This window comes from Brevundimonas sp. Leaf280 (assembly GCF_001422455.1).
Taxonomy (GTDB): Bacteria; Pseudomonadota; Alphaproteobacteria; order Caulobacterales; family Caulobacteraceae; genus Brevundimonas.
Genome location: NZ_LMNC01000007.1, coordinates 19,513 through 45,054 on the forward strand (window position 1 = coordinate 19,513; position 25,542 = coordinate 45,054).

The following is a 25,542-nucleotide window of genomic DNA, read 5'->3' on the forward strand; positions in this document are numbered from 1 at the left end:
TCTGACGCAGGGGCGTGAGAGGGCTAAAGCGTTAATCGATGAACGCCTTCGCCCCCATGCCCTTCTCGTCGTCTCCGCTGGACTCCGGCGGTGTCAGTTCGATGCCGCACAATCTGGAGGCCGAGCAGGCGCTGCTGGGCTCGTTGATGTTCGACAACGCCGTGTTCGAGCGGTTGAACGACCGGCTGCGCGGCTCTCACTTCTACGAACCCTTCCACCAGCGGCTGTTCGACGCGATCGAGGATCATATCCGCCAGGGGCTGCTGGCCGAGCCCACCATTCTGATGGAGCGGTTCAAGCAGGATCCGGCGTTCCAGGAGTTCGGCGGCCTGCGCTACCTCGCCGACCTGGTGGACCGCGCCCCCCCGGCCGCCAACGCCCCCGACTACGCCCGCGTAGTCTATGACCTGGCCCTGCGCCGCGACCTGATCCGCATCGGCGGCGACATGATCAAGGAGGCACCCAATCCGGAGACGCCCGCTGACGAGCAGATCGAACAGGCCGAACAGACCCTGTATTCGCTGGCCGAGACCGGCAAGCCCTCATCCGGTTTCGTCAGCTTCTCCAACGCCTTGTCCGGCGCCGTTCAGATGGCGGCCGAAGCGTATCAGCGCGAAGGCAAGTTGGCTGGTCTGGCCACAGGGCTGAACGATCTGGACCGCAAACTGGGCGGCCTGCACCCGTCCGACCTGCTGATCCTCGCCGGCCGTCCGTCGATGGGCAAGACGGCGCTCGCGACCAACATGGCCTTCAACGTGGCGCGCGCCTATCAGTGGGAGCCGACGCCGGAGGGCCGCAAGACGGTCAACGGCGGCGTCGTCGCCTTCTATTCGCTGGAAATGAGCGCCGAACAGCTGGCGATGCGTATTCTGGCCGACGCGTCCGGCGTGTCCTCGGACAAGCTGCGCAAGGGCGAGATCGACGCCACCGACTTCGGCAAGTTGCGCGACGCCGCGGTCGAGATTGGCGAAAGCCCCCTCTACATCGACGCCACCGGCGGCCTGTCCATCTCCAAGCTGGCGGCCCGCGCGCGCCGCCTGAAGCGCATGGAACATGGGCTGGACCTGATCATCGTCGACTATCTGCAACTGGTCACGACCGGCAACAGCGGCGGCCAGAAGAACCGCGTGCAGGAGGTGTCCGAAATCACCGGCGGGCTGAAGGCCCTGGCCAAGGAACTGTCAGTGCCGATCATCGCCCTTTCGCAGCTGTCGCGTCAGGTCGAGCAACGCGACGACAAACGCCCGCAACTGTCCGACCTTCGCGAATCCGGCTCGATCGAGCAGGACGCCGACTGCGTGATGTTCGTCTATCGCGAAAGCTACTACCTGGGCCGCGCCGAGCCTCGTGAGGGGACCGAGGAACACCTGCAATGGCAGCAGGACATGGACCGCCTGCAAGGCCAGGCCGAGGTCGTCATCGGCAAGCAGCGCCACGGCCCGATCGGCATCGTCAAACTGGCCTTCGACGCCGACACCGTCCGCTTCGGCAACCTGGCGCATGGCTATGAAGAGGTCAGCTACGAGTAGCCTCTTCCATCGGCGCGGTGTTGGCGCATAAGGACGCCATGACCGCATCGACCCCCGCCGTCCTCTCCGTCGATCTGAACGCCCTGGCGCGCAACTATCACACGCTGGAGGCCGTCAGCGGCCAGCCGGTGCATCCGGTGGTCAAGGCGGATGGCTATGGACTGGGCGCACAGGCTGTGGCGACGCGGCTGATGGCCGAGGGGGCGCGGACCTTCTTCGTGGCGCGGGCGGCGGAGGGCGTGCGGCTGCGGGCGGCCTTGGGCGCCGACGGTCCCGTCATCTATGTGCTCGACGGCTGCCACGGCGACGATGCGGCGATGCTGAAGGCGGCTGACCTGCGGCCCGTGCTGAACCATCCCGCGCAGATCCAGGCCTGGAGGGCGGCGGGCGGCGGGACCTGCGGCCTGCAGATCGACACCGGCATGAACCGGTTGGGTATTCGGCCTGAGGACGCGCCCGAGGCGTTCGACGGCCTGGCTCTGGTCCTGACCCACCTCGCCTGCGCCGACGAACCGGCCAATCCGATGAACCGGCGCCAGCGTGACGCCTTTGCGGGCGTGCTGGACCGCTATCCGGGCGTGGTCCGGTCGTTCGCCAATTCCAGCGGCTGTTTCCTGGGCCCGGACTTCGCCTTCGACACCGTTCGGCCGGGCATCTGTCTTTACGGCGGCGGACCGGAGGGGCGGCCCGATCCCCGAATCGCACCCGTGGCGACCCTGACGGCCGAGGTGCTCCAGGTTCGCGACGTGCCCGCCGGCGAGAGCGTCGGCTATTCGCGCGGCTATATCGCCGAACGCCCTATCAAGGTTGCGACCGTGGCCGCCGGCTATGCGGATGGATTGCTGCGATCCTATTCGCCCAAGGGCGCGGTCTGGATCGCCAACGAGACCTGCCCGCTGCTGGGTCGGGTCTCGATGGATGTCTGCGCGGTGGACATCTCCGGCCTGGATGTCGCGGTCGGCGATCCGGTTGAACTGTTCGGCCCGAACCGCCTGTTGGACGACGCCGCGGCCGCGGCGGGAACCATCAGCTATGAGCTGCTGACATCGATCACCCCCCGCGTGCCGCGCGTCTATTCTCAGTAGCCGGCGCCCATTCCGGCGAGACCGGCCATGCCGACCGACGCGGCGACGAAGCTCATCGAAATGGCTCCAACGATCGCCGAGATGATGAAATACATCACGACGCCGGCGATCACCGTCACGATGAAATAGCCGACCTTCTTGTCTTCCGGCACCTTCATCAGGATCGGCAGGCCGACGAACAGCAGATAGAAGCTGTACAGGCCCAGGATGGCCAGGATGCCCAGCATCGGGATCAGGCCGAACACGCCCGCCAGCCAGGCGGCGGTCCAGGAATAGACGGCCAGCTTCATGGCCTGAACCTTGTTGGCCGTGCCGCCGAAGTTCGGCGCCAGCGCATTGATGATCAGTCCCAGCAGGAAGACACCCAGCAAGGACATGCCGTAGCTGACGAGCGCCACGACGATCGCGCCCACGATCGACAGCTTCACGCCCATGATCGGCATCAACTGACCGCCGAGCAGTGAACAGACCGGGCCGATCGCCGCCAGGATCATCGCATAGCGGGTGAACAGGCTTTTGGTCGTGGCGAACTCGCCGTCGATCTTCAGCCATTCGGACTTGGGTTGCAGCAGTATGCCCTTGACCCGCGCGATTAGGGCCGGATCGACAGCGGGTTGGGAGTGGGTCGTCGGATCGGTCATGACAGGCCTCGGCGAGAGAAGATGGGCGGATGTTGACGTTGCGTCGCTTCAAGAAGCAAGGGTGTGCGACACATTCTCAATCCTTCAGTATGGCAAAGGTTGCGCCTGCGACCGAAACTGTCGTGAGCCGAGGCCATGTCCGGCGCGACCGTTCGATCTGCTAAGGAAGCCCATGGCTCGCGATTCCGCCCTCTACGTCTGTCAGTCCTGCGGCTCGGTCCACAGCAAGTGGTCGGGCCAGTGCGGCTCCTGCGGTCAGTGGAACACCTTGAGCGAGGAAAGCCGCTCGGCTCCGCCGGGTGCGATCAAGCCGTCGGCGGCGGCTTCGGCCCGCACGCGCGGCATCCAGTTCGAAACGCTTCAGTCCGACACGCCAGAGCCGCCGCGCATCACGACGGGCGTGGCCGAGTTCGACCGGGTCTGCGGCGGCGGCGTCGTGCCCGGCTCGGCCATCCTGCTCAGCGGCGATCCCGGCGTCGGCAAGTCCACCCTGTTGCTGGAGGTCGCAGCCAAGGCGGCGCTGCGCGGATCGCGCGTGGCCTATATCTCGGGCGAAGAAGCCGTCGAGCAGATCCGCGCGCGGGCCAAGCGGATGGGTCTGGCGGACGCGCCGGTCAATCTGGCGGCGGCGACGGCGCTGCGTGAAATTCTGGGCACGCTGAAGCGCGAACAGTTCGACATCGTCATCGTCGATTCGATCCAGACTCTGTGGTCAGACGTGCACGAGAGCGGCCCCGGCTCGATCACCCAGGTCCGGGCCTGCGCCGGCGAGATGGTGCGTCTGGCGAAGTCGCAGGGCGTCGCGGTGGTCCTTGTCGGCCACGTCACCAAGGACGGCCAGGTCGCCGGCCCTCGCGTGGTCGAACACCTTGTCGACGCCGTCATGACCTTCGAGGGCGAGCGCGGCTATCCGTTCCGCATCCTGCGCGCCGGCAAGAACCGCTTCGGCGCCACCGACGAGATCGGCGTGTTCGAAATGGGCGACGCCGGCCTGCGCGAGGTCGCCAACCCCTCGGCCCTCTTCCTGGGCGAGGGCAAGGAGCGCGCGCCGGGCGCCGCCGTCTTCGCCGGGATCGAAGGCTCGCGGCCGGTGCTGGTCGAGATGCAGGCCCTGGTGTCCAAGTCCGCCTATGGCACCCCGCGCCGCGCCGTGATCGGCTGGGAGACGGGTCGTCTGGCGATGGTGCTGGCCGTGCTGGAGGCCCGCTGCGGCTTCGGCTTCGGCGATCAGGATGTTTATCTGAATGTCGCCGGGGGCTTACGCATCAATGAACCGGCGGCCGACCTCGCGGCGGCGGCGGCGCTGATCAGCTCGGCGACCGGCGTGTCCCTGCCCCAGGGCTGCGTCGTCTTCGGCGAAATCGGCCTGTCGGGCGAGGTCCGCAGCGTCGGCCGCGCCGAGGCCCGCCTGCGTGAAGCGCAAAAACTGGGTTTCGATCAGGTTCTGAGCCCGACTTTGACCGCCAAGACCAAGGGGGTGAAGGTGACATCCGTCACGCGCCTGACGGATGTGGTCGAACGAATCTCGCAGAACCGCTATTAGACCCTCGTAGCAACCGCAGGATCCCGCACGCGTGACCGGATACGACGTCTTCGCCATCGTGGTGATCCTGTTTTCCGTCGCCGCCGGCTGGGTGCGCGGCGGGGTGCGTGAGGTCATCACCCTGCTCAGCGCGACCCTGGCGGCTTTGGTAGCCCTGATCGCCCTGCCCTGGACCGCCGGTGTCACGCGCGCCTTCGTCGATCCCGAGTGGGCCGGGTCGATCCTGGCCGCCGTCCTGACCTTCTTCGTCGTCTATTTCGGCCTGCGCCTGGTCGGCTCGATGATGTCCAAGAGCGCCAAGGACCATCCGCACCTCGGCGTCATCGACCGCATCTTCGGCCTGTTTATCGGCGGCGTCCGTGCGCTGGTCCTGATCGGCGCGGTGCATCTGGTCATCATCGCAGCCCTGCCGGGCGAGCGCACGCCGCTCTGGCTCGGAAAGGCGGCCCTCTATCCGGTCAGCGCCATGGGCGCGCGGATGATCCAGATCGTCTTGCCCAGCATCGGGCGCGGCGCCGACGCCATCACGCCCGTCGTGGATTCGTCCGTACGCCGGGGGTTTTCGGACGACGAAGCCTTGCCCCCGACGCAATCAGAGCCTAACTCGCGCCGCGAAGCCGCCCCTTAAGTTTCCCCGGTCATCGGAGCCCCACGATGCGCCACCATATCGCCGATCCCGTCGTTCACCGCGAGCACTGGCGCGAGCCGGAGGATGACCAGCTCCGTCTGGAATGCGGCGTCTGCGGCGTCTGGGGCGCGGACGAGGACGAGGGCTCTTCCGTCGTCGCCCTGGGCCTTCACGCCCTTCAGCATCGCGGCCAAGAAGCCTGCGGCATCGCCAGCGTCAAGGACGAGCGCTTCTACACCGAACGCCACCAGGGCCTGGTGGGCGAGGCCTTCGGCGGCGCCGACCTGATGACGCGGATGCCCGGCCGCGCGGCCGTGGGCCACACCCGCTATTCCACCGCCGGCGGCAGCTTCCTCCGCAACATCCAGCCGATGTTCGCCGATCTGGACCAGGGCGGCATCGCCATCGCCCACAACGGCAATCTGACCAACTTCAAGTTCCTGCACGCCCAGCTGGTCAGCGAAGGCGCCATCTTCCAGTCGACCTCGGATTCCGAAGTCATCCTCCACCTGATCGCACGTAGCCGCAAAGCCAAGATCGTCGATCGCTTCACTGACGCCCTGGCCCGGATCGAGGGCGGTTACGCCCTGGTGGCCCAGACCCGCACCAAGATGATCGGCGCCCGCGACCCGCTGGGCATTCGCCCGCTGGTGCTGGGCCAGCTGGGCGACGGCTGGGTTTTGGCCTCCGAGACCTGCGCCCTGGACATGATGGGCGCCACCTTCGTGCGCGATGTCGAACACGGCGAGATCGTCGTCATCGACGACAGCGGCCTGCGCTCACTGAAGCCCTTCCCCGCCCGCGCGGCGCGTCCCTGCCTGTTCGAGTACGTCTATTTCTCACGCCCGGATTCGGTCGTGAACGGCCGCTCCGTCTATGAGGTCCGCAAGGAAATGGGTCGCGGCCTCGCCCGCGAACTGGGCGTCGAGGCCGACATCGTCGTGCCTGTGCCCGATTCAGGCGTTCCGGCCGCCCTCGGCTACGCCCAGGAAAGCGGCATTCCCTACGAAATGGGCATCATCCGCAGCCACTATCTGGGCCGCACCTTCATCCAGCCCAGCCAGGGCGCCCGTCAAAAGGGCGTGCGCATGAAGCACAGCCCCAACAAGTCGGCCTTGGCCGGCAAGCGCGTCGTGCTGATCGACGATTCCATCGTGCGCGGCACCACCTCGCTGAAACTGGTCCGCGCCGTGCGCGCCGCCGGCGCGACCGAGGTCCACCTGCGCTCGGCCAGCCCGCAAATCCTGTTCCCGGACTTCTACGGCATCGATATGCCCGAGCGCGCGCAGCTGCTGGCAGCCAACAAGACGCTGGAAGAGATGCGCGACATGCTGGAGGTCGATTCGCTCGGTTTCCTGTCCATCGACGGCCTGTATCGTGCAATGGGCGAGACCGGCCGCAACGCCGCCGCCCCGCAGTTCACCGACCACTACTTCACCGGCGACTATCCCACCCGCCTCTTGGATCGCGAGATCGAGGAAGGTGGACGCGAGTTCGGCGCCAAACAGCTGTCCTTGCTGGTCAGCGCCTAGGGCGAAACCTGAGCGCGCGGGCCTTGGCTTGAGGGTCAAGGCCGCGCTATCAGCGGCCATGTCCGAACTTCCCCTGAACGACCGTATCGCCCTCGTCGTCGGCGCCTCGCGCGGCATCGGTTATGAGAGCGCCCTGGCGCTGGCCAAGGCCGGCGCCCACGTCATTGCGACGGCGCGCACCCAAGGCGGTCTGGAAGAGCTGGACGACGCCATCTTCGCCGCCACTGGCCGCCATGCGACCCTGATTCCGTTCGATCTGGTGGATGGCGGGGCCATCGACCGGCTGGGCGGCGCCATCTTCGAACGGTTCAAGAAGCTGGACATCTGGGTCCACTGCGCCGCCACCATGGGCCCCTCGGGCCTGACGCCGGTGTCGCACGCCGACCCGCGCGAGTTCGCCAAGGTCGAAAAGACCAACTTTACCGCCGTCTACCGTCTGATCCGCTCGCTGGAGCCGCTGCTGCGCGCCTCGGACGCCGGCCGCGCCATCCACTTCACCACCAGCGTCGCCAGCGCGCCCAAGGCCTTTTGGGGCATGTACGCCGCGACCAAGGCGGGCGCCGAGGCGTTGGTGAAGGCTTGGGCCGACGAGATCGAGAGCACGCCCGTCCGCGTCAGCATCGTCGATCCCGGCCGCATGCGCACCGCCATGCGCGCCCAGGCCTATCCGGGCGAAGACCCGTCCGTCCTGCCCCACCCCTCCGAAATCGGCCCGCTAGTCGTCGAACTGTCGAACGCCGCCGCCACGCCGCCGTTGACCATCAAGTTCCGCGACTGGACCGCGGGCCCCTCAGTCGACGCCTTGATCTGAGGATTTCGTCCCTACCTGCTGACATTCGTCCCAGGCTTGTGGCGACAGAGGGCGAGCGCCGACAGGACAGGGTTCATGACCATGTTCTCAACCTTCCTGATCATCCACGTCTCGACCGGACTGTGCGCCGTGTTGGTCGGCGTCATGCCCATCGTCACCCGCAAGGGCGGCCGCTCCCATCGCTTCTGGGGCCGGCTGTTCGCAGGCCTGATGACCGTCCTGCTGGTCTGCGCTTGGGCGATGACGGCGCTGCGGTTCAACACCTATTTCCTGGCCCTGTCGGCGACCGCCACTCTTAGCCTGTTCTCGGGCGTCAGGGTGCTGAGACGCAAACGGCCCGACCTAAACACAGCCGATCGGGCCCGTCCGTTGGATTGGGCCGCGACCCTGGGCCTGATCGGGATCGGCCTGTGGGTTCTCGTCCTTCTGGCAAAAGGCCGATCGGACGGTCCCGCCACAGTCTCGGCCGCTTTGGCCGCCAGCGCCCTGACGATGGGTGCGTGGGACTTGTGGCGGTTCAGCGCGCCCAGAACCTGGCCCTTTTCACCTGAGCTCTGGACCTATGAGCATCTGACAAAGATGCTGGGCGCCTATTCTGCGGTCCTGAGCGCCTTTTCCGGCAACTTCCTGACCGCCCTGCCCGCCCCGTGGAGCCAACTCTGGCCGACCGTGCTGTTCCAATGCCTGATCGTGGTGTGGATCGCGACCTTGCTGATCCGCAAACGCCGTTGCACCCCGTGCATCGGCTGATGCGCCTGTCCGTCACGGCGGTCGTCGGCCTGTTCACGGCCTATAGCTATGTTGCGACCGTGCTCGCCGTCGCCTGGTATCTCAGGCGGGGATCGGCGGACCTATCGGTTGGCGGCTCGCTCCTCTGGGCGGCCTTGTCCTACATGCCGTGGCTGGCCGTCGCGGGCCTGGCATGGGCGGTGATCCGCCGAACTGGCGCAGGGTGGCGGGCGATAGGCTCGCTGGCCGCCGTCATGCTGCCGGCCGTCCCCCTGATCGCCGCCCTGAACGCCCGCACCGACATAAGCTTCCTCAACCATGCCGGCGAGGGCGGCGAATGGTCGGCGCGGACCATCGACCGGCTGCCGGTCGTCCTGCTTCTCTACACCGCCGTCGTCGCTGTCGGTCTGGCCGCCGCCTATTGGCGCAGAGCCCGCGATGCTCGCGACCGAATCGCCGTCCTGACCACCGCCCTGACCGAGGCTCGCACGCTGGAGCCGGAGCAGACCCAACGCCTGCTGGTCTCCACGGGCCGGGCGCGCACCTCGGTTGCCGTCGGCGACATCGAGTGGCTCGCCTCGGCCGGCAACTATCTGGTGGTCAACTGGGACGGCAAGGAGGGCCTGATCCGCGACACGCTACAGGCGCTGGAAGCACGGCTGGATCCGCGCCTGTTCACCCGCAGCCACCGTTCCAGCCTGATCAACCTGGCCCGCGTCAGACAGGTTCAACCCCTGGCCGACGGCGCCTGGCGACTGACGATGAACAGCGGCGCCGAACTGGTGGTCAGCCGCACCTACCGCGACGCCGTGCTGAAAAAACTGGGTCGCAAGCTGACGTGAGTATCATCGCTCGAGCGTCTGCAAACCCTGGACGATATCCGCCAACTCAGCCGGCCAGATCGTCTCTTTGGAATCGCGGATGTCGTCGAGGCTCCACCAGCGGTGTTCGGTCAGAACCCTCTGCTCCTCATCCGTCCAGCCCTTGGGCGACAGGACGAAGTCGTCGGTGCGCAGCAGGAAGAACCTCTGGTCCACATCCGCCATACGGCCGTCGGGCAGGCGGAAACTGACACGGACTTGGGCGACCTGCGGGCCGGGGTCTTCGACGACCAGGCCCGTCTCTTCGAACAGTTCGCGGCGCGCGGCGTCCTCGAAGGTCTCGCCAGTCTCGCACCCGCCGCCGGGCGTCGCCCAGAAGGCTGTGCCGGCGAGCGGTCCTTCGGAAAACACGAAGTGGAACAGCAGCACCCGCCCCTGCCCGTCCAGAATCAGCCAACGCGCGGTGGGCCGGGCGGGAAGCGCGCTCTCGGCCTCGCTCACGCCGTCACTTCTTGGCGCCGCCCTTTTGGCCCGTGCGGATCCGGCCCGAACGCGACACCTGGCGAGCGCCGCCGCGCGCGCCCTTCTGAACCGCCACCGACGAACCAGCCTTCTTCGAGGCGCTGGATTTCAGCCCGCCCAGAATCTTGGGCTGGGCCTTGCGGGTCTTCTTCTGCTCCAGCGCCTTGCCGGGCAGTTTGGACAGGGCCTCTTCCTTCTCGGCCTTCTTGACCCGGCGCGGCGCGGTCTTGGCGTCGCCCTTGTAGCGCTCCGGCCCGGACTTGGCGCCGCCCTCGGCATAGGGGTTCACACCGCTGGACTTGACGTTCAGGCGGATCGGCGTGCCCGGCAGGTCGAAACTCTCGCGGATCGAGTTGACCAGATAGCGTTTGTAATGCTCCGGCATCGACTCGGCGCGGTTGGCCATCAGCACGAAGGTCGGCGGGCGGGCTTTGGTTTGGGCGATGTATTTCGGCTTGATCCGCTTGCCGTCCACGGCAGGGGGCGGGTGACGCTGGGTCGCCATGGACAGCCAGGTGTTCAGGTCCTTGGTCTTCACCTTGACCGACCAGGTGTCATAGGCCTGAAGCACCGCCGGCATCAGACGTTCGACGCCGCGCCCGCTGTGCGACGACAGGGCCACGAAGGGCGAACCCTTCAGTTGCGGCAGCTTGTCCTCGGCCATGCCCTTCAGCTTGGCCATGCGGGACTGGGGCTCGTCCTCCAGATCCCACTTCGACGCGACATAGACCAGCGCGCGGCCCTCGCGCTCGACCAGATCGGCCAGCTGCAGGTCCTGGGTGTCGAAGGCGTCGTCCTTGTCCATCATCAGGATGACGACTTCGGCGAAGGTGATGGCGCGGATGGTGTCGGCGACCGACAGCTTCTCCAGCTTCTCCTGCACCCGCGCCTTGCGACGCATGCCGGCCGTATCGACCAGACGGATGTTCTTGCCCTCGAACTGCCAGTCGACCGAGATGGAGTCGCGGGTGATGCCCGCTTCCGGCCCCGTCAGCAGCCGGTCGTCGCCGATCAGACGGTTGATCAGGGTGGACTTGCCCGCATTGGGCCGGCCGATGACGGCGATGCGGATCGGCTTGTCCGGCTCGTCGATCTCCTCGACGAAGATGTCCTGTGAGGCCGCAACGATGGCGGCGTACAGATCGGCCATCCCTTCGCCGTGCTCGGCCGAGATGGCGACGGGTTCGCCAAAGCCCAGGGCGTGCGCCTCGCCGACGCCGCCGCCGCTTTCGCGGCTCTCGGACTTGTTGGCCAACAGGATGATCGGCTTGTGCACCCGGCGCAGGCGCTCGGCGAAGATCCGGTCCAGCGACGTTACGCCCTCGCGGGCGTCCATCATGAACATGACCAGTTCGGCGTCGTCCAGCGCGGCCTCGGTCTGCTCGCGCATCCGGGCTTCCAGGCTGTCGTCGGTGACGTCCTCGTATCCCGCCGTGTCGATCAGCGTCAGGTCCATGTCGCCGATGTTGCCGTCGGCGTATCGCCGGTCGCGGGTCACGCCGGGGCGATCGTCGACGAGCGCCAGGCGCTTGCCGACGAGGCGGTTGAACAGTGTCGATTTGCCCACATTGGGGCGGCCGACGATGGCGACCTTCAGAGCCATGTCGGCCTTCTAGCTTAGTTCGGGCTGAAAATCAGCGGATGCAGATCAGTTGACCGTTGTCGGTCAGCACGTACAGGGCGCCGTTATAGGCTGCGGGCGCGATATAGGCGGGCGCGCCCAGCTTCAGCGTCGTTTGCGCGGCGCCGGTCTTCGGATCGAAGGCGACGGCCTCGCCGAACGAGTTGACCATCACCAGACGGTTGGAGGCCAGCAGCGGTCCCGACCATTGCGGGCGGATGGTGCGACGGCCGAAGGTCAGGAAACCGCCCTCGCGGCGCTCGCGGCCCTCGTTCAGTTCGCGCGTCCAATAGATCTGGCCCGTGTCACGGTTGGCCGTGATCAGTTGACCCGACTTGGACACCACGAAGACGGCGTCTCCGACCGGCAGGGGCGCATTCACGCCCGTCACCGGCAGTTGCCACTTGGGCTGACCCGAACGCAGGTCCAGCGCCGACATCACGCCCGAGTGGCTGACGCCATAGACCATGCCGCGGCTGATGACCGGACGGCCCGCCACGTCTCGAACCTCAGACAGGGCGCTGGTGCGGCTGGTGCGCGACAGGGTCTCTTCCCACACCGCCTGGCCGTTCAGGGCGCTCAGCGCGACCAGCTGGCCCGAGGCGAACGGGGCGACGACGGTCGTGCCGCTGACGGCGGGGCTGGAGGCGCGCATGACGCGCGCCGGCTCGGCGATGCCGCGATAGGTCCAGTCCTGGGCGCCGGTGTTGGCGTCGAAGGCGAACAGCTGGCTGTCCACGTCCACGACGAAGACCCGGTTGCCCGAGACGGTCGGGGCGCCGTGGATCGGGGCGTCCACCTGCTGGGTCCAGACCACGGCGCCGGTGTTGGCGTCCAGCGCCGTCATCGAGCGATAGCCGGACGAGACGAAGACCTTGCCGCCGCCCACGGCGACGCCGCCGCCGAAGCCGCCGTTGCGGTCACGATCGGCGTTCTTGACGTTGGACTTCCACAGGATGGCGCCGGTGTCGGCCGAAACCGCCGAGACGGTCGATTCGCCGTCCAGCACGAAGATCTTGCCGTCGGCGGCCACGATCGGGGCCATGACGTTGCCGACGTGGGCCGATCCCGAGCCGACGCCCCGCTTCCAGGCGATCTGGAAGTTCGGCGCCGCGATGACATGCTCGACCAGGTTCTCTGACGTGCCGCCCGGCTGCGTCCAGGCCGTCACGGCCTGCGGACCCGGCAGGAAGAAGTCGCGGCCCGACAGGGCGGCCGACGGCGACAGGCTCTGTTCGAACTCCAGCACCGAGATGCGCTGGCCGGCCGAGGCGGTCGCGCCGGCGTCTTCCTTGCCGCCGCCCAGACCGAACGGCAGGTTGCGGCGCACGGTGCCGCAGGACGCCATCGTTGCGGCGACGCCGCAGATCAGCGCGACTTTCAGAACTCGGTTCATCGGGGGCGTCCTGTAAGGGGTCGTCACTATTGGGCGGCCGGCGCGGCGGCGGGAGCCGCCTGAGCGGGTGCGGCCTGAGCCGGGGCAGCTTGGGCCGGAGCAGCCTGAGCCGGAGCAGCCTGGGCCGGAGCAGCCTGGGCGGCCGAGGGCGTCATCGCGTTCGCAGCGCCAGCGGCCGGCGGGGTCGCCTTGGCGGCGGCGTCGATGATGGGCTTGATGGCGGCTGCGGTGCCGGCGTCGATGGATTCCACGGCGATCTGGGCGCGCTGACGGATCGAGTCCGGCACGTCCTGACCCAGTTGCAGCAGCACGAAGGCCTCACGCGCCTCCTTGGTCTTGCCGTGTTGCAGGCGCGCCAGGGCCAGGGCTTCCTGGGCGAAGGCGTGCAGCGGGCGCTTGTCTTCGGCCAGCGGCGTCAGGCGCTTTTCGATCTCGGCCAGCGGCGCGGTGTCCATGATCAGGAAGGCGGCTTTCAAGGCGGGCGGGTCCGACAGGATCGGATCGCTGGACGCCTTGGCGGCTTCGTCGAACAGGCGGACAGCCTCGGGGAACTTGTTGGCGCTGACGGCCAGGCCGGCCTGCTGCTGCAGGGCCAGGACCTTATAGGCGCCGTTGCCTTCCTTGATCGCTTCCTCGAAGGCGGCGCGGGCGTCCATCGGCTTGTCGGCGCGCAGGGCCTCCATGCCGCGATCATAGGCCTCGGCGGCCTTGGCGGCCTTGTTGGAGTTCAGGCTGTCCCAGCCCCACCAGCCCAGGGCGCCGATCAGGGCGACGACCAGCACCACGCCGAAAACGGGCAGCCAGGTCTTGGCCAGGCGCTTCAACTTGTCGGAGCGAAGCTCCTCCTCGACCTGCTCGAAGACATCAACCACTGAAACGTCGCCCCAAAATCGCGAAATGCAAACCGGCGCGGACCCTAGAAGGTCGGCTCCCCGCCCGCAACGTCGTCCGTTACTGCGAAGCCGGCTTTTTCGAGAAGTAGGTCTCGACTTCGGCAGGAAAACGGCGGGTTTTCACATCGCTGGCGAAAGCAGAGGCGGCGCGGTCGATCTCGGTGCGCAGATCGGCGTATTTGCGCACGAACTTCGGGGTCCAGTCGAACATGCCCAGCATGTCGTTGACCACCAGCACCTGGCCGTCGCAGGCGGCCGAGGCGCCGATGCCGATGGTGGGCGCGTCGATCGTCTCGGTGATCTCGCGCGCCAGCGATTCGGCGACGCCCTCTATGACAATGCAGAAGGCGCCGGCCTCGGCGACAGCCCTGGCCTCGGCCAGCACCCGGTCGCGCTCGCTCTCGGTCCGGCCCTTGGCCTTGAACCCGCCCTCGGCCAGGATCGCCTGGGGGCGCAAGCCGACATGGCCCATGACCGGAATGCCGCGCTTGACCAGGAAGGCGACGATCTCGGCCATTTCGATGCTGGTCTCCAGCTTCACCGCCTGGGCGCCCGTCTCCTTCATCACCCGCACGCAGTTGGCGTAGGCGACCTCCTTGCCGCCCTCGTAGGAGCCGAACGGCATGTCCACGACCACCATGGCCCGTTTGGCTCCGCGCATGACGGCCTGCCCGTGAAGGATCATCATCTCCAGCGTCACACCCACGGTATTGGGCAGGCCGTGAACCGCCATCCCCAGGCTGTCGCCGACCAGCAGCACATCGCAGTGCGGGTCCAGCAGTGCCGCCATCGGCGCGTCATAGGCGGTCAGGCAGACGATCGGCTCGCCGCCCTTGCGACCGGCGATATCGGGAACGGTGATGCGTTTGACGCTCTCTTGGGTATGGACGGACATCGCCGGGCCTCCTGACGTGAAGGGGTCAGATAGGCCCCTGCCCCGCCGGTGTCACCCTTGCAGCCGCGCTTACACGTCCTGCGACAGCTTCGCCACGCCCGCCGCCATCAGGGCGACCAGGGCGCCGGCGACGATCCAGAAGGCCATCATGCCCGAGCCGTTCATCACATCCAGCGACCCGACGCCCAGACCTTGAAGGCCCAATCCGTCCAGGCCTGATTGCGCCGCACCCTGCGCCGTGGCGGCTGCGGCCCTGAGGCCTTGCGCCAAGGTCGTATCGCCGTCGGCGGTGAAGTTGATGTTCACCCCCTCGCGCACCGCCAGCACGCCGCCGATCAATCCCGCCGCCGTCAGGGTCAGGGCGCGCCAGCGCGACCGCGTCTCCATGCGCGCCTGGACCGTAGCCAGGAACAGGGCCTCGTCCGGCAGGCTCGGCGCCTGGGCGAACAGCCTTTCGATCATCGGATCGAATTCGTCAGCCGACATGGACCGACCTCCCGCCTGAGCCGTGCGCCGGTTGTAGCCGCGCACGGAGTTTATCCAGACCACGTTTGACATGCGATTTCACCGTGCCAAGCGGCAAATTCATGGCTGCCGCGATTTCCGGATGCGACATCCCCGCGCCGTGGCACAGGGAGACGCAGACACGCTCTGTTTCGCTGAGCGTCTTCAACGCCTCGTCCAGGTCCATCAGACCGCCGCGATCGACGACCACATCCGCCTGATCGGCCTCAATCTCGGCGACGTAGCGCGCCTCCTTGGCCACCCGCTTCAGATAGAGTCGTGCGGCGATCTTCTTGATCCAGCCCGCAAACGTCCCCTGCCCGCGAAACTCCGCGCACCGCTGAAACCCTTGCAGAAAGGCGTCCTGCGCCACGTCGTCGGACAGGGACGGCGTCGCCCCCATCCGGCGCAGCAGCCCCCGCACGGCCGACCCGTGCCGACGCACCAGCTCGCCATACTCCCGCCGACCGCCGGCCGCCGCCTGGGCGGCCAGCTCCACATCGTGGAAGTCGCGTAGAGACTTGCTCATCAGAGCTTCCCCCGCCCGCCGTGGTCAGTCCGCGCCCTTGTTGAAGAAGCTCAGAACGATGAAGGCCAGGCCGATCGTGACGGGAATGCACGAGATGCCCAGCAGGCCGCTGTCCAGATTGCCGTTGAAGTTCCCGCCCAGCTCGCTGACGACCGAGAAGGCTGCGATGCCGATGCCGGACGCCAGCCAGATGACACCGCGCCGGATGTCCTTGGTGCGCGACGGCAGGCTCTTCTGCACATCCTTGGTCATGACGTCGATCAGTTCGGGCGGCAGTTGCTGGCCCTTGTCCACCGCATGGCGGATGGTTTCCTGCATGTCGCGCTTCTCGCGATACTTCAGCACTTGCGGGCCGAAGACGATGGCGGTGATCGTGCCGAAGACGGCGAACATCGCAAAGATCGGAATGAAGTCTTCCATTTTGTGTACCCCTTGAACCGTTACAGCAGCCTGATGCGGCGGCCTTCTGATCACAAGAGGCTGGCCGACGCCTCAACGGATGCGCGGCGTTAGGTGAAATCTTCGTAAGGTCGCCGTTTCGGCCGCCGCCGGTTCGGTCTAGGGTTCAATCTCATCAATCTCAGGAGCGCATCCCATGGCCCATGTCACCTATCGCATCGTCGAACATGACGGCGGCTGGGCCTACAAGTCTGGCGACACCTATTCCGAAACCTTCGCCAGCCACGACGACGCCAAGGCCGCCGCCGTGCGCGTCGCGCGCGAACAGCGCGTGCCGGACCAGACCGCCGCGATCGAATACGAGACCGCCGCCGGCGAATGGGTCACCGAAAGCGCGGACGGCCACGACCGCCCCTCGACGGACGTCGAGGGCTGAGGCCGAGATGATCCCCCGTCGCACCCTGCTGGCCGCCGCCGCCCTCGCGCCGCTGGCAGGTTGCGCCACGGCCCCAAAGGCTAAGACGCCCACCGAACTGAAGCTCGTCACCTTCAACATCTGGCACAACATGGGCGACTGGGCCGCCCGCCGTCCCCTGCTGATCGCCGCCCTGAAGGCCCAGGACGCCGACGTCATCGCCCTTCAGGAGGTGCTGGAGGACGCCAATGTCGGGCTGGAGAACCAGGCCCGGATGCTGGCGCGGGAGCTGGGCGGCTATCACGTCGCCTTCGTCTCAACCGATGCCGAGGGCGCCCCGCGCCGCTATGGCAACGCCCTGCTGACCCGCCTGCCGGTTCTGGCCGAGGCCTCGACCAAGCTTGAACCGCTCGACGATTTCCGCACCGCGCTTCGCCTTCGCGTGGCGGTCCAGGGTCGCCCGGTCGATGTCGTCGTCACCCATCTGGCGTGGCAACAGGACGCCGGCCCGGTCCGCGCCCGCCAGATCGCGTCGCTGCTAAGCTGGCTGCCGCAGGACGGCACGCCCCTGATCGTCATGGGCGACTTCAATGCGACGCAGGAGGATTCCGGCCTGGCGACCATGACCGGCCCCCGCTTCTTCAGCGCCCTGCCCCGCGGTTCGGTCACAACCACCCTGAACCCGGCCAAGGGTCACCCAGAGCGTGTCATCGACCATATCTTCGTCGAACAGGCCGCCTTCATCCCCGGCGAGGCCCGCCGCTTCGGCGATACGCCGACCAACGGCGAATATCCGTCCGACCACTTCGGCGTCGTCGCGACCGTCCGGCTCAGGTAAGCGCTGAGGTGTAGGCCTCGGGCTTGAACCCCAACAGCCGCCGATCCCCCAGATCCAGCACCGGCCGTTTGATCATCGATGGCTGGGCGGTCATCAGCGCGATTGCCTTCGCCTTGTCGATGTCCGCCTTGTCGGCTTCGGGCAGCTTTTTGAACGTTGCGCCGCCCCGGTTCAGCACCGTCTCCCACCCGTGCTCGTCGACCCACTGGCCCAGCCGCCCCGCATCCGCTCCGGCCTTCTTGTAGTCGTGGAAGACATAGTCGACCCCCTGCTGCTCCAGCCAGACCCGGGCCTTCTTCACCGTGTCGCAGTTGGGAATGCCGTAGAGGGTGTAGGTCATGGGTCTCTCGGAGGTCGTGGATCAAGCTGACGCAGCCGCTTTCGCCCCCTCGCAGGGCATCGTCAACTGTCGGTCAGACGCGACGCCGGCGCTGTGAACGTCGCCGAGAACCCCTCTACGCCATAACGAAGATCCGCGCCGCCGCACCCCAGCAGGCCTCTCGCGAGCAGTTTGACGCCAAAGCCGGTCTTGAGCGGCGGATGGGCCGGCGCGCCCCCGCCTTCGATCCACGTTAGGACAAGTTCACCCTCATCCAGCCGCCAATCGACCGAGACGCGGCCGCCGGGCTTCGCGAGGGCGCCATGTTTGAACGCGTTCGTCGTCAGTTCGTGGATGATCAAGGCGACCGTCTGCGCCACACGCGGCGACAGGTGCACCGACGGCCCCGAGATGGAAACCGGCCTGCGCACCAGATTACCCACCGCGTCGCGAACGATCTCACCGAGGTCGCCGCCATTCCACGCCTTTTCATCCAGCGTCTGCTGGGTCTTGGCGATGGCGTTCAGTCGCTCGTCAAAACGCTCCAGCACATCCCGATCGACGCCCGACAAGGTGCTCCGGGCGACCGCTTGAACCAGGGCGAGCGTGTTCTTCACCCGGTGGCCGCATTCGTCGACCAGCATCTGCCGGTGTTGCTCGCCCCGCACCCGCTCGGTCGTTTCGATGGCGATATTGAGAATGCCGACGATCGCGTCGCCGTCCCGCACGGGGCTGTAGGACAGTACCCAGCAGGTGTCTTCCGAATAGCCGTTTCGAACCATCGTCAGCGGCAGATCTTCCAGAAAAACGGTTTCGCCTGCCAGCGCGCGCTCCGTCAGAGGGCGCAAATCGTCCCACACCTCATGCCAGACCTGGTCCAGCGGACGGCCCAGGGCGTTCGGATGCTTTTGTCCGAGCAGCGGAATGTAGGCGCCGTTGTAGAGCAAGGTGCGCTCCGGGCCCCACATGGCGCTGGCCGCGAACCCCATTCCCATCATCATGTCATAGGTAATGCTCAGCGCGGTCGACCAATCGCGCTTTGGCCCCAGGGGCGTCGTCGCCCAGTCGAACGCATCAATAAGGGCTGGCATCGGTGCGGCCCCTGTTGACGACGGCGTTCGACGAGCAACCGACGAATGCAGCCCCAGCATCAATCTGTGATGCGAACCTCATCATCGTCGCTCAGAACAATCGAATGGTTTCGCTTGGCCGATCGACGATCACGCCCGCGACATAGAGTTTGCGCACCAACTGCTGCGTGCCGAGGATCGTCCGGCTTTGGAAATCGAGCCAGTTCGCGACCAGGGTCTGATCCGGCAGATTGATGTCTCTCTTGCCCCCGACCCGGATGACCAAGCCTGCCTTTTCAAGCTGACCCAGGTGCCTGCGAACCGTTTCGTCGTCCATTCTGGCGGCCTTGGCGACCTCGATCACGCTCACCGGCCCGAACGGCGGGTTCAGGGGGCCAAGACGGCCGGCGTCCGGCTCCTGAACAACCCTCAAGGCGCTTCCGGTGAGATGCGACAGCCAAAGCAGGACGTAGTGCGTCGTCAGGCTGATTTCGGGCTTCAGCGATCGGGCGTGCTGGATGCCTTTCAGGACGTGCGCCGTCATCAGCCGCGTCGCCAAGCCTGCGACAGGCCAGGCTGGCGTGACGACCCGGTCGCCGTCGCGGGCGCCGCATGCATTCAGAATCGCCAGCCCATCGACGAACTCCACCGTGGCCAGAAGGAAGGCTTCCATCGCGGACTTGAATGGCTTCGACTGCGACACCTCGGCGCGCAAGACGAAGCCGCCGTCGGTCCGCACCAGCACGCCACGCTCCACCAATCCCGCCAGTTTGGTGCGTGCGCTCTCGCGCGGCACGCCCAGGGACATGGCGATGCTGATTGCATTCACAGGCCGCCGCAGGGCGTTCGGCAAAATGCCGGCTCCAATGGAAGAGTCGCGTGTCGCGCCTTCGTCGTCGGCGCCTCTGACGTTTGCATCCACCACGCCCGCCGTCAGCAGGGCGGATATCAGATCCTCGTCGATCCAGGTGCGGGATGCGGCGATGAAATCGAGGGTCAGCTTCGTATTCAGCCAAGCGACCTGAGCGGCCTGTAAACGCAGAGACATTGGCGGACCGTTTGAGGCTTCGACGAACACTGTCGCCCTCGCTCGCGCCCCTGTCGACAAGGCAACTACCGAAAATGAGGTTTCGAGACAGATGCGGGCCGACGACCGATCCACGCACAAAGGCGCAGCCTTGCCGTCATTGTTCGCCGACAAATCCCCTTTAGTGTCGGGCGCTTAGAGATGGCCTTCGTCAATCGACCTGACGCATCCGCGAGCGGGATTATGATGTCGACGGGTCTTTGAAAACAGCAGCGCTCAGGAATTGCACCACCTTGCACTTTGCACGCCTTTTTCCGGCGCCGTGCAATTTCGCTCGGTCGCTGATTTCAGACGAATTAGACGAATTAGACGGTGTTTTTGTCAGGCGACCGTCTAGGCCGCGAATCCGGCGAAGACGCCGATGACCATCACGATAAAGGTCGCAACGACACTGGACAGACCGATGGCCGTCATCACGATCAGGCCCTTGGCCAGGCCGGGAACCACGCCCCGATACCACCGTCCCCGCCCCATCCGCATGAAGGCCACGATGCCCAGCGCCAGCATCAAAAGGCTGCACGCCGCAGCCAGCGGGCCGGGGCTGAACATGAACCAGGCCAGCGGCAGCATCGGCACGGTCCAGGCGTTCAGATAGGCGAAGGCCGCGCGGAATCCGCATCTCAGGCCCAGGTCCTCGGCGTCCCACAGGCGAAACAGCGGCATGGCCGCCAGGGCGTAGAGGGGCGCCATGATCGGCACGGCCACCAGCGACATCCAGCCGTCGGCGTCCGACATGAAGGCGTCGCGCGACTTGCCCGCTTCCTGAAGCAGGGGGTTCAGCACTTCGGCCGGCATGCCTTCCAGGTAGAAGCTCAAGCCCCCGCGCAGAAAGACGATCAGCATCAGGATCGCGTTCAGCGCCAGATACAGCTTCAACGGCTTGGCGTAACGCCCGCCCCCCGTCGGCCCCTCGATCATCCAGGCCTGCAGCACCAACCGGGGCCGCACCAGCAGGTCGCGCGCGGTCCGCATCTCTGCGCCGCCAAAGCCCAGCGCGTCCTCGGACAGATCCTTGAACGCCTGCTTGCGCGTCGTCTCGCCGTCGGTCATCGGATTCTCCCCTAGGGGATGCATACACCGCCCGGTTGACCGCGCAACCGCCGATCAGAACCGCTTGGTCAGAACCGCTTGCTCACGCCAATGCTGACCACCCGTCCGCGCGGATCGGCCACGACCGGGTCATAGCCCAGGGCGAACTGCGCCAGCGGCGGGGCCTTATCGGCCACATTGACCACCCCGACCGACAGATCCAGGTCAGCGCCGATCGTGCGGCGGTAGAGCAGATCGACCGTCGTCTGGCTGGCGATGCTGGCGTCGGTGATGCCGCTGCGGTCGTTGGCGTATCCGTCGGTATGGTGGACCAGGGCCGTCAACGCGTTCGGCCCGCCGCTCCAACCCAGGCCGAATTCCCCGCGATTGCGTGGCAGGGACCGGCCGATGTTGTTCAGGTTGGTCGAACCGACGCCCGATACCTTCGCGGCCGACGCGTCCAGCCGGATGTCATAGGCGTCCACATAGGTCCAGGTCGCCGAGGCCGTCGCCTCCCCGCCCCACAGACCGCGCCGATAGCGGGCCGACAGGTCGATCCCTTGGGTCTCGATGGACGAGGCGTTTACGAAATACAGCTGCACGAAGGTCAGGGCGCCGCTGGCAGAGCGGGTGATGCGGCTCTGGGCCTCCGTGCCGGTCCGCCCCGCCGCCGTATCGGCCGCCGCCTGGTTGATGATGGCCTGGGCCGACTCCTTGACCACTTGGTCAGCATAGTCGAATCGCCAGGCGTCCACGCCCAGTTCCAGCCATTCGAGCGGCGTCCAAACTGCGCCGAGGTTCAGGCTCTCGGACTTCTCGGGCTTCAGGTCGGCTCGGCCCGAGGTCAGGGTGTTGACGAAGACGAAAGCACCCCGGTCGAACACTGACGGCTGCGACGCCTGCGCCCCCGACTGGGCATAGACCGACGGCGCCCGGAACCCCTGCCCCCACGACGCGCGCAGGGCTAGGGCGTCGGTGACGTCCCACCGGATCGCGGCCTTGGGGCTGAACCGGCCCTCGTTGCCGTCATAGGACTCGTAGCGCCCGGCCAGTTGCGCCTCGATCCGGTCGCCCAGATGGAGGCGGGCTTCGGCGAAGGCGGCCAGGGCTTCCTGATCGCCCTCGAAATCCGGCGACAAGCCCGCCGTCAGCAGATCGCCCCGGTTCACCAGATCGCTCCAGTCGTGACGGAAGCCGCTGCGGCGATACTGTGCGCCGACGGCGATATCGACCGATCCGCCGGCCCAGGCCAGGGCCTCGCCGCTAGTCGAAGCATCCGCCGTCGCCAGGGTCGCCGCGCCCCGTAGGCCGGTCGAGCCGATCAGGCCGTCGATCAGGGCGGCGCTGTTCGCCATCCCAGTTCCCAGATAGGCGCTGCCGAACGGGTTGAAATACTGACAGGGGCCGATGCCGGGCGTTCCGGTCGCGGGATTGCAGCCCGCCCCGCCCAGGCCATTCAGCGCATTCTGCACGGCGCTGCCGATGGTGTCGGGCTTGTCATAGGCGACGTGCTGACGGCTGCTGATCGCCGACAGGTTCCAGGTCCAGCCATTGCCGAAACGCCCATCCAGCCCCGCCGCCAGACGCCAGGTTCGATAGTCGAACTCGGCCTGCGACGCGCCGGCCTCCGCCCCCAGCAGGCGCCCCCGGAACAGCACCGCCTCACCGAACGGATTGTCAGGATGAGTCGCCGGCACCGTCAGCGACCGCGCCAGGATCGGCAGCGACGGCGACTGGCGCGCAACGGTGTTGGTCGCCGACCACGCCCCTTGCAGCGACAGGGTCATGTCGCCCACAGGTCGTCGGTAATCCGCGAACAGCTGCGTGCGCGTCTCCTCCGGGGCCAGATCGAAGAAGTCCGAATAGTCCAGCCGGCAGAAGGCGTCCGTGGGCGAGTTCAGATAGGCGCTACCGAACGCAGGATTGCCGCACGCCGGATCGGGCGAAAAACCGTTGCGGCTGGGTCGGAAATAGGAACCCGGCTGGCCATAGCTGGTCACGGCCGTCCAGGCGGCGCGGCCATAGCGTTCGGCCTGGGTGAAGTCCCGCTCGTCCGAGCCCAAGGCCGAACGGTGGAAATGCGAGGCCGCCAGCGTCAGATCGCCGCCCAGCAGTTTCAAGCCGCCGAGGGCCTCGATCACGCTCTCTTCCGACCCGTCGGCGACGGCGTATTTGACGCTGATCTCTGGGCGGTCCACGCCCCGCCGGGTGATGAAGTTGACCACGCCCGCCACCGCGTCCGAGCCATAGACCGCCGAGGCGCCGTCCTTGACCACCTCGACCCGCTGAAGCGCGATCATCGGAACCAGCGAGTTGATGTCGACGAAGCCCGAACCGTCCGTCGCCACCACGGCGCTGTTGGTCCAGCGCTGGCCGTCCACCAGGACCAGGGTCGACCCCAGGCCGAGATTGCGCAGATTGAACTGGGCCGTGCCCGAACTCTGCGACTGGTTCAGCTGATCGATCTGGGCCTCCGAGCCCGAGTTGGCGGTCACCAGGCGGACCAGTTGCGCCGCATCGGCGATCCCGGCGGCGGCGATGACCTCGCGCCCGACCGTCTCCACCGGCGCGATCCGGTCGCCGGCCGCGATCCGCGAGCCGGTGACCACGATGTCTTCCACGCGCGAAGCCTCTTGCGCCTGCACGGCTCCTGCGACCACCAGCCAAGCGACCGAAGCCGTCGCCATCAGGATTTTGCGCTGTGTCATGTCGTGGTCCCCGCGATCTGTGGCGGGCTTCTATCCAGCGCCTCCATTTTGCGAAAGTGTAATTTTGCAGGTTTGCAAATTGACTCTCCGTCATGCCGGGTGAAAGTCGCATCGGACGACTAGTCTGGAGGACGCGATGAAACTCTACGCCCACCCCTTCTCCTCCTTCTGCCAGAAGGCGCTGATCGCCTTCTACGAGAACGACATCGCCTTCGAATACCGCAGCCTGGAAGATCCGTCGGCCAATGCGGAACTTCGCGCCCTATGGCCGCTCAAACGGTTCCCGGTCTTGCAGGACGGCGAGATGACGGTGCTTGAATCCGCTTCCATCATCGAACATTTACAGGCGCATTATCCCGGCCCTGTCCGTCTGATCCCCGACGACGCCGCAGCCGCCGTCGAGGTTCGGATGATGGATCGGGTGTTCGACAACTACGTCTCGACACCCCAGGGCCGGATAGTCTTCAATTCCATGCGGGCAGAGGCCGACCGCGATCCGCTAGGCGACGCCGAGGCGCGCAAGATGCTGGAGACGACCTACGCCTGGCTGGATCAGCGTCTGGCCGGACGCGAATGGGCGACCGATCATGGGTTCAGCCTGGCCGACTGCGCCGCCGCGCCCGCCCTCTTCTACGCCGACTGGACCCACCCGATCCCTGAACGGTTCGAGACGCTGAAGGCCTATCGCGCCCGTCTGCTGGCGCGCCCGTCAGTCGCCCGCTGCGTGGACGAGGCCCGCCCCTATCGCGACTATTTCCCGCTGGGAGCGCCAGCCCGCGACTGATGCGTCTCGCGCCATTGATCCTGCGATGTAACCGGTTACGGTGCGGCAAAACAGAAACGGGTCAGGGAAGCAGGAAGCATGGCGAAAGTCCGTCTGGTCGACGTGAAGAAGGCGTTCGGCGCCGTCGAGGTGCTGAAGGGTGTCGATCTGGAGATCGCCGACGGCGAGTTCATCGTCTTCGTCGGGCCCTCGGGCTGCGGCAAGTCCACCTTGCTGCGCACCATCGCCGGTCTTGAAGAGGCGACGACGGGCCAGGTTCTGATCGGCGACCGCGTGGTCAATGACCTGTCGCCGTCGGACCGGGGAATCGCCATGGTGTTCCAGTCCTATGCGCTCTATCCGCACATGACCGCCTATGAGAACATGGCCTTCGGTCTGAAGCTGGCCAAAACGGACAAGGCCGAGATCGATCGCCGCGTCCGCGCCGCCGCCGAGGCGCTCAGCATCACCGACTATCTGGACCGCAAACCCAAGGCCATGTCGGGCGGCCAGCGCCAGCGCGTCGCCATCGGCCGCGCCATTGTGCGCGAGCCCGAGGTCTTCCTGTTCGACGAGCCCCTGTCCAACCTGGACGCCGCCCTGCGGGTGCGGATGCGCTATGAGTTCGCGCGGCTGCACGCCGAGCTGAAGACCACCATGATCTACGTCACCCACGACCAGGTCGAGGCCATGACCCTGGCCGACCGGATCGTGGTGCTGAACAGCGGCAGGATCGAACAGGTCGGCGCGCCGATGGACTTGTACGAGCACCCTGCCAACCTCTTCGTCGCCGGCTTCATCGGCAGCCCCAAGATGAACCTGCTGGCCGCTGAGATCGTGGAAGCCTCGGCTGCTGGAGCTACGGTGAAGACGTCCGCAGGCGAGACTATCAGGGTGTCGGTTGACGCCGCCTCGGCCAAGCTTGGCGATGCCGTCACCCTGGGCGTCCGTCCCGAGCATCTGACCACGACCGGCGACGGCGATGCGCTGACCGCCGAGGCCATGTTCGTGGAAACCCTGGGTGCGACGACCATGGCGCACCTGAAGCATCCAGCGTCCGAAGACACGCTGACGGTTCAGCTGGCGGGTGAACTCCGTGCCAAGGCGGGCGAGCGCCTGACGCTGCACGTCCCCGCGAAACAAGCGCATCTGTTCGACGCGGCCGGTAAGGCGTTCCAGAGGCTCTGACCCCTCTCCCACTGGGAGAGGGCTTGAGCGCACGAGAGCATTAGCGA

The 25,542-nt window shown here is 66.7% G+C and carries 26 protein-coding genes; 12 read left to right on the forward strand and 14 right to left on the reverse strand.

All coding sequences use genetic code 11. From position 1 onward, the window contains the following. The first annotated feature begins 38 nt into the window (after positions 1-38). A complete protein-coding gene (locus ASF31_RS12480) occupies positions 39-1,529 on the forward strand; it encodes a replicative DNA helicase (RefSeq protein ID WP_055754947.1) in 1,491 nt (496 codons plus the stop codon). Positions 1,530-1,567: 38 nt separating this feature from the next. After that, positions 1,568-2,614, forward strand: a complete 1,047-nt coding sequence (gene alr, locus ASF31_RS12485) for an alanine racemase (RefSeq protein WP_055755037.1) — start codon at positions 1,568-1,570, stop codon at positions 2,612-2,614. Here alr and ASF31_RS12490 read toward each other — a convergent pair. Further along, positions 2,608-3,255: a Yip1 family protein gene (locus ASF31_RS12490; RefSeq protein ID WP_055754948.1), complete on the reverse strand. Its 648-nt coding sequence runs from the start codon at positions 3,253-3,255 to the stop codon at positions 2,608-2,610. The genes alr and ASF31_RS12490 overlap by 7 nt on opposite strands. A gap of 172 nt (positions 3,256-3,427) precedes the next feature. Here ASF31_RS12490 and radA point away from each other — a divergent pair, with 172 nt between their 5' ends. From radA to ASF31_RS12520, 6 genes are all read left to right on the forward strand, one after another. After that, positions 3,428-4,798 (forward strand): DNA repair protein RadA, encoded by a 1,371-nt coding sequence (gene radA, locus ASF31_RS12495; RefSeq protein ID WP_055754949.1) that lies wholly within the window; start codon positions 3,428-3,430, stop codon positions 4,796-4,798. A gap of 31 nt (positions 4,799-4,829) precedes the next feature. Beyond that, a complete protein-coding gene (locus tag ASF31_RS12500; RefSeq protein ID WP_055754950.1) occupies positions 4,830-5,426 on the forward strand; it encodes a CvpA family protein in 597 nt (198 codons plus the stop codon). A gap of 26 nt (positions 5,427-5,452) precedes the next feature. After that, positions 5,453-6,958 carry an amidophosphoribosyltransferase gene (purF, locus tag ASF31_RS12505; protein WP_045810557.1) on the forward strand — a complete coding sequence of 502 codons (1,506 nt, stop codon included), beginning with the start codon at positions 5,453-5,455 and terminating at the stop codon, positions 6,956-6,958. 58 nt (positions 6,959-7,016) lie between these two features. Continuing rightward, on the forward strand, positions 7,017-7,769 hold the full coding sequence (locus tag ASF31_RS12510) for an SDR family NAD(P)-dependent oxidoreductase (RefSeq protein ID WP_055754951.1): 753 nt from the start codon (positions 7,017-7,019) through the stop codon (positions 7,767-7,769). 75 nt (positions 7,770-7,844) lie between these two features. Further along, the gene (locus ASF31_RS12515; RefSeq protein ID WP_055754952.1) at positions 7,845-8,519 is read left to right on the forward strand and encodes a hypothetical protein; all 675 of its coding nucleotides are present in this window, start codon (positions 7,845-7,847) and stop codon (positions 8,517-8,519) included. Further along, positions 8,519-9,340, forward strand: a complete 822-nt coding sequence (locus ASF31_RS12520) for a LytTR family DNA-binding domain-containing protein (protein WP_055754953.1) — start codon at positions 8,519-8,521, stop codon at positions 9,338-9,340. Before ASF31_RS12515 ends, ASF31_RS12520 begins: the two co-directional genes overlap by 1 nt. Before the next feature lie 3 nt (positions 9,341-9,343). Here the strand turns inward: ASF31_RS12520 and ASF31_RS12525 are convergent, their stop codons facing one another. The 8 genes from ASF31_RS12525 to ASF31_RS12560 all read right to left on the reverse strand — a co-directional run bounded on the left by ASF31_RS12525 (position 9,344) and on the right by ASF31_RS12560 (position 16,099). After that, positions 9,344-9,820: an NUDIX hydrolase gene (locus ASF31_RS12525; protein ID WP_055754954.1), complete on the reverse strand. Its 477-nt coding sequence runs from the start codon at positions 9,818-9,820 to the stop codon at positions 9,344-9,346. A 4-nt stretch (positions 9,821-9,824) separates the two neighbouring features. Next, a complete protein-coding gene (gene der / locus ASF31_RS12530; RefSeq protein WP_055754955.1) occupies positions 9,825-11,444 on the reverse strand; it encodes a ribosome biogenesis GTPase Der in 1,620 nt (539 codons plus the stop codon). Positions 11,445-11,475: 31 nt separating this feature from the next. Then, positions 11,476-12,858 carry a PQQ-binding-like beta-propeller repeat protein gene (locus tag ASF31_RS12535; RefSeq protein WP_055754956.1) on the reverse strand — a complete coding sequence of 461 codons (1,383 nt, stop codon included), beginning with the start codon at positions 12,856-12,858 and terminating at the stop codon, positions 11,476-11,478. Between the two features lie 26 nt (positions 12,859-12,884). Continuing rightward, positions 12,885-13,730 carry a tetratricopeptide repeat protein gene (locus tag ASF31_RS12540; RefSeq protein ID WP_055754957.1) on the reverse strand — a complete coding sequence of 282 codons (846 nt, stop codon included), beginning with the start codon at positions 13,728-13,730 and terminating at the stop codon, positions 12,885-12,887. Between the two features lie 79 nt (positions 13,731-13,809). Continuing rightward, positions 13,810-14,646 (reverse strand): 3-methyl-2-oxobutanoate hydroxymethyltransferase, encoded by an 837-nt coding sequence (gene panB / locus ASF31_RS12545; protein WP_055754958.1) that lies wholly within the window; start codon positions 14,644-14,646, stop codon positions 13,810-13,812. Between the two features lie 69 nt (positions 14,647-14,715). Next, positions 14,716-15,132, reverse strand: a complete 417-nt coding sequence (locus tag ASF31_RS12550; RefSeq protein WP_017506107.1) for a hypothetical protein — start codon at positions 15,130-15,132, stop codon at positions 14,716-14,718. Next, on the reverse strand, positions 15,122-15,679 hold the full coding sequence (locus tag ASF31_RS12555) for an RNA polymerase sigma factor (protein ID WP_039245240.1): 558 nt from the start codon (positions 15,677-15,679) through the stop codon (positions 15,122-15,124). Before ASF31_RS12555 ends, ASF31_RS12550 begins: the two co-directional genes overlap by 11 nt. A gap of 24 nt (positions 15,680-15,703) precedes the next feature. Further along, the gene (locus ASF31_RS12560) at positions 15,704-16,099 is read right to left on the reverse strand and encodes a DUF6249 domain-containing protein (protein WP_055754959.1); all 396 of its coding nucleotides are present in this window, start codon (positions 16,097-16,099) and stop codon (positions 15,704-15,706) included. Between the two features lie 175 nt (positions 16,100-16,274). On the opposite strand from ASF31_RS12560, the gene ASF31_RS12565 reads away from it, so the two are divergent. Together ASF31_RS12565 and ASF31_RS12570 are read left to right on the forward strand one after the other, a co-directional pair. After that, positions 16,275-16,514 (forward strand): DUF2188 domain-containing protein, encoded by a 240-nt coding sequence (locus ASF31_RS12565; protein WP_055754960.1) that lies wholly within the window; start codon positions 16,275-16,277, stop codon positions 16,512-16,514. Between the two features lie 7 nt (positions 16,515-16,521). Further along, on the forward strand, positions 16,522-17,331 hold the full coding sequence (locus ASF31_RS12570) for an endonuclease/exonuclease/phosphatase family protein (protein WP_055754961.1): 810 nt from the start codon (positions 16,522-16,524) through the stop codon (positions 17,329-17,331). Here ASF31_RS12570 and ASF31_RS12575 read toward each other — a convergent pair. The 5 genes from ASF31_RS12575 to ASF31_RS12595 form a co-directional block, all read right to left on the reverse strand. Next, a complete protein-coding gene (locus ASF31_RS12575) occupies positions 17,324-17,671 on the reverse strand; it encodes an ArsC family reductase (RefSeq protein WP_055754962.1) in 348 nt (115 codons plus the stop codon). The genes ASF31_RS12570 and ASF31_RS12575 overlap by 8 nt on opposite strands. A 62-nt stretch (positions 17,672-17,733) precedes the next feature. After that, entirely contained in the window at positions 17,734-18,801 is a 1,068-nt protein-coding gene (locus ASF31_RS12580; RefSeq protein WP_082465143.1) for a sensor histidine kinase, read from the reverse strand. Positions 18,802-18,832: 31 nt separating this feature from the next. Continuing rightward, entirely contained in the window at positions 18,833-19,768 is a 936-nt protein-coding gene (locus ASF31_RS12585) for a winged helix-turn-helix domain-containing protein (RefSeq protein WP_055754964.1), read from the reverse strand. Positions 19,769-20,140: 372 nt separating this feature from the next. Next, a complete protein-coding gene (locus tag ASF31_RS12590; RefSeq protein ID WP_055754965.1) occupies positions 20,141-20,857 on the reverse strand; it encodes a hypothetical protein in 717 nt (238 codons plus the stop codon). Between the two features lie 68 nt (positions 20,858-20,925). Next, positions 20,926-23,544 (reverse strand): TonB-dependent receptor domain-containing protein, encoded by a 2,619-nt coding sequence (locus ASF31_RS12595; RefSeq protein ID WP_055754966.1) that lies wholly within the window; start codon positions 23,542-23,544, stop codon positions 20,926-20,928. Between the two features lie 136 nt (positions 23,545-23,680). On the opposite strand from ASF31_RS12595, the gene ASF31_RS12600 reads away from it, so the two are divergent. Both ASF31_RS12600 and ASF31_RS12605 read left to right on the forward strand, forming a co-directional pair. Next, positions 23,681-24,328, forward strand: a complete 648-nt coding sequence (locus ASF31_RS12600; protein WP_055754967.1) for a glutathione S-transferase family protein — start codon at positions 23,681-23,683, stop codon at positions 24,326-24,328. 78 nt (positions 24,329-24,406) lie between these two features. After that, positions 24,407-25,495 carry an ABC transporter ATP-binding protein gene (locus ASF31_RS12605; protein WP_055754968.1) on the forward strand — a complete coding sequence of 363 codons (1,089 nt, stop codon included), beginning with the start codon at positions 24,407-24,409 and terminating at the stop codon, positions 25,493-25,495. Positions 25,496-25,542: the final 47 nt, after the last annotated feature.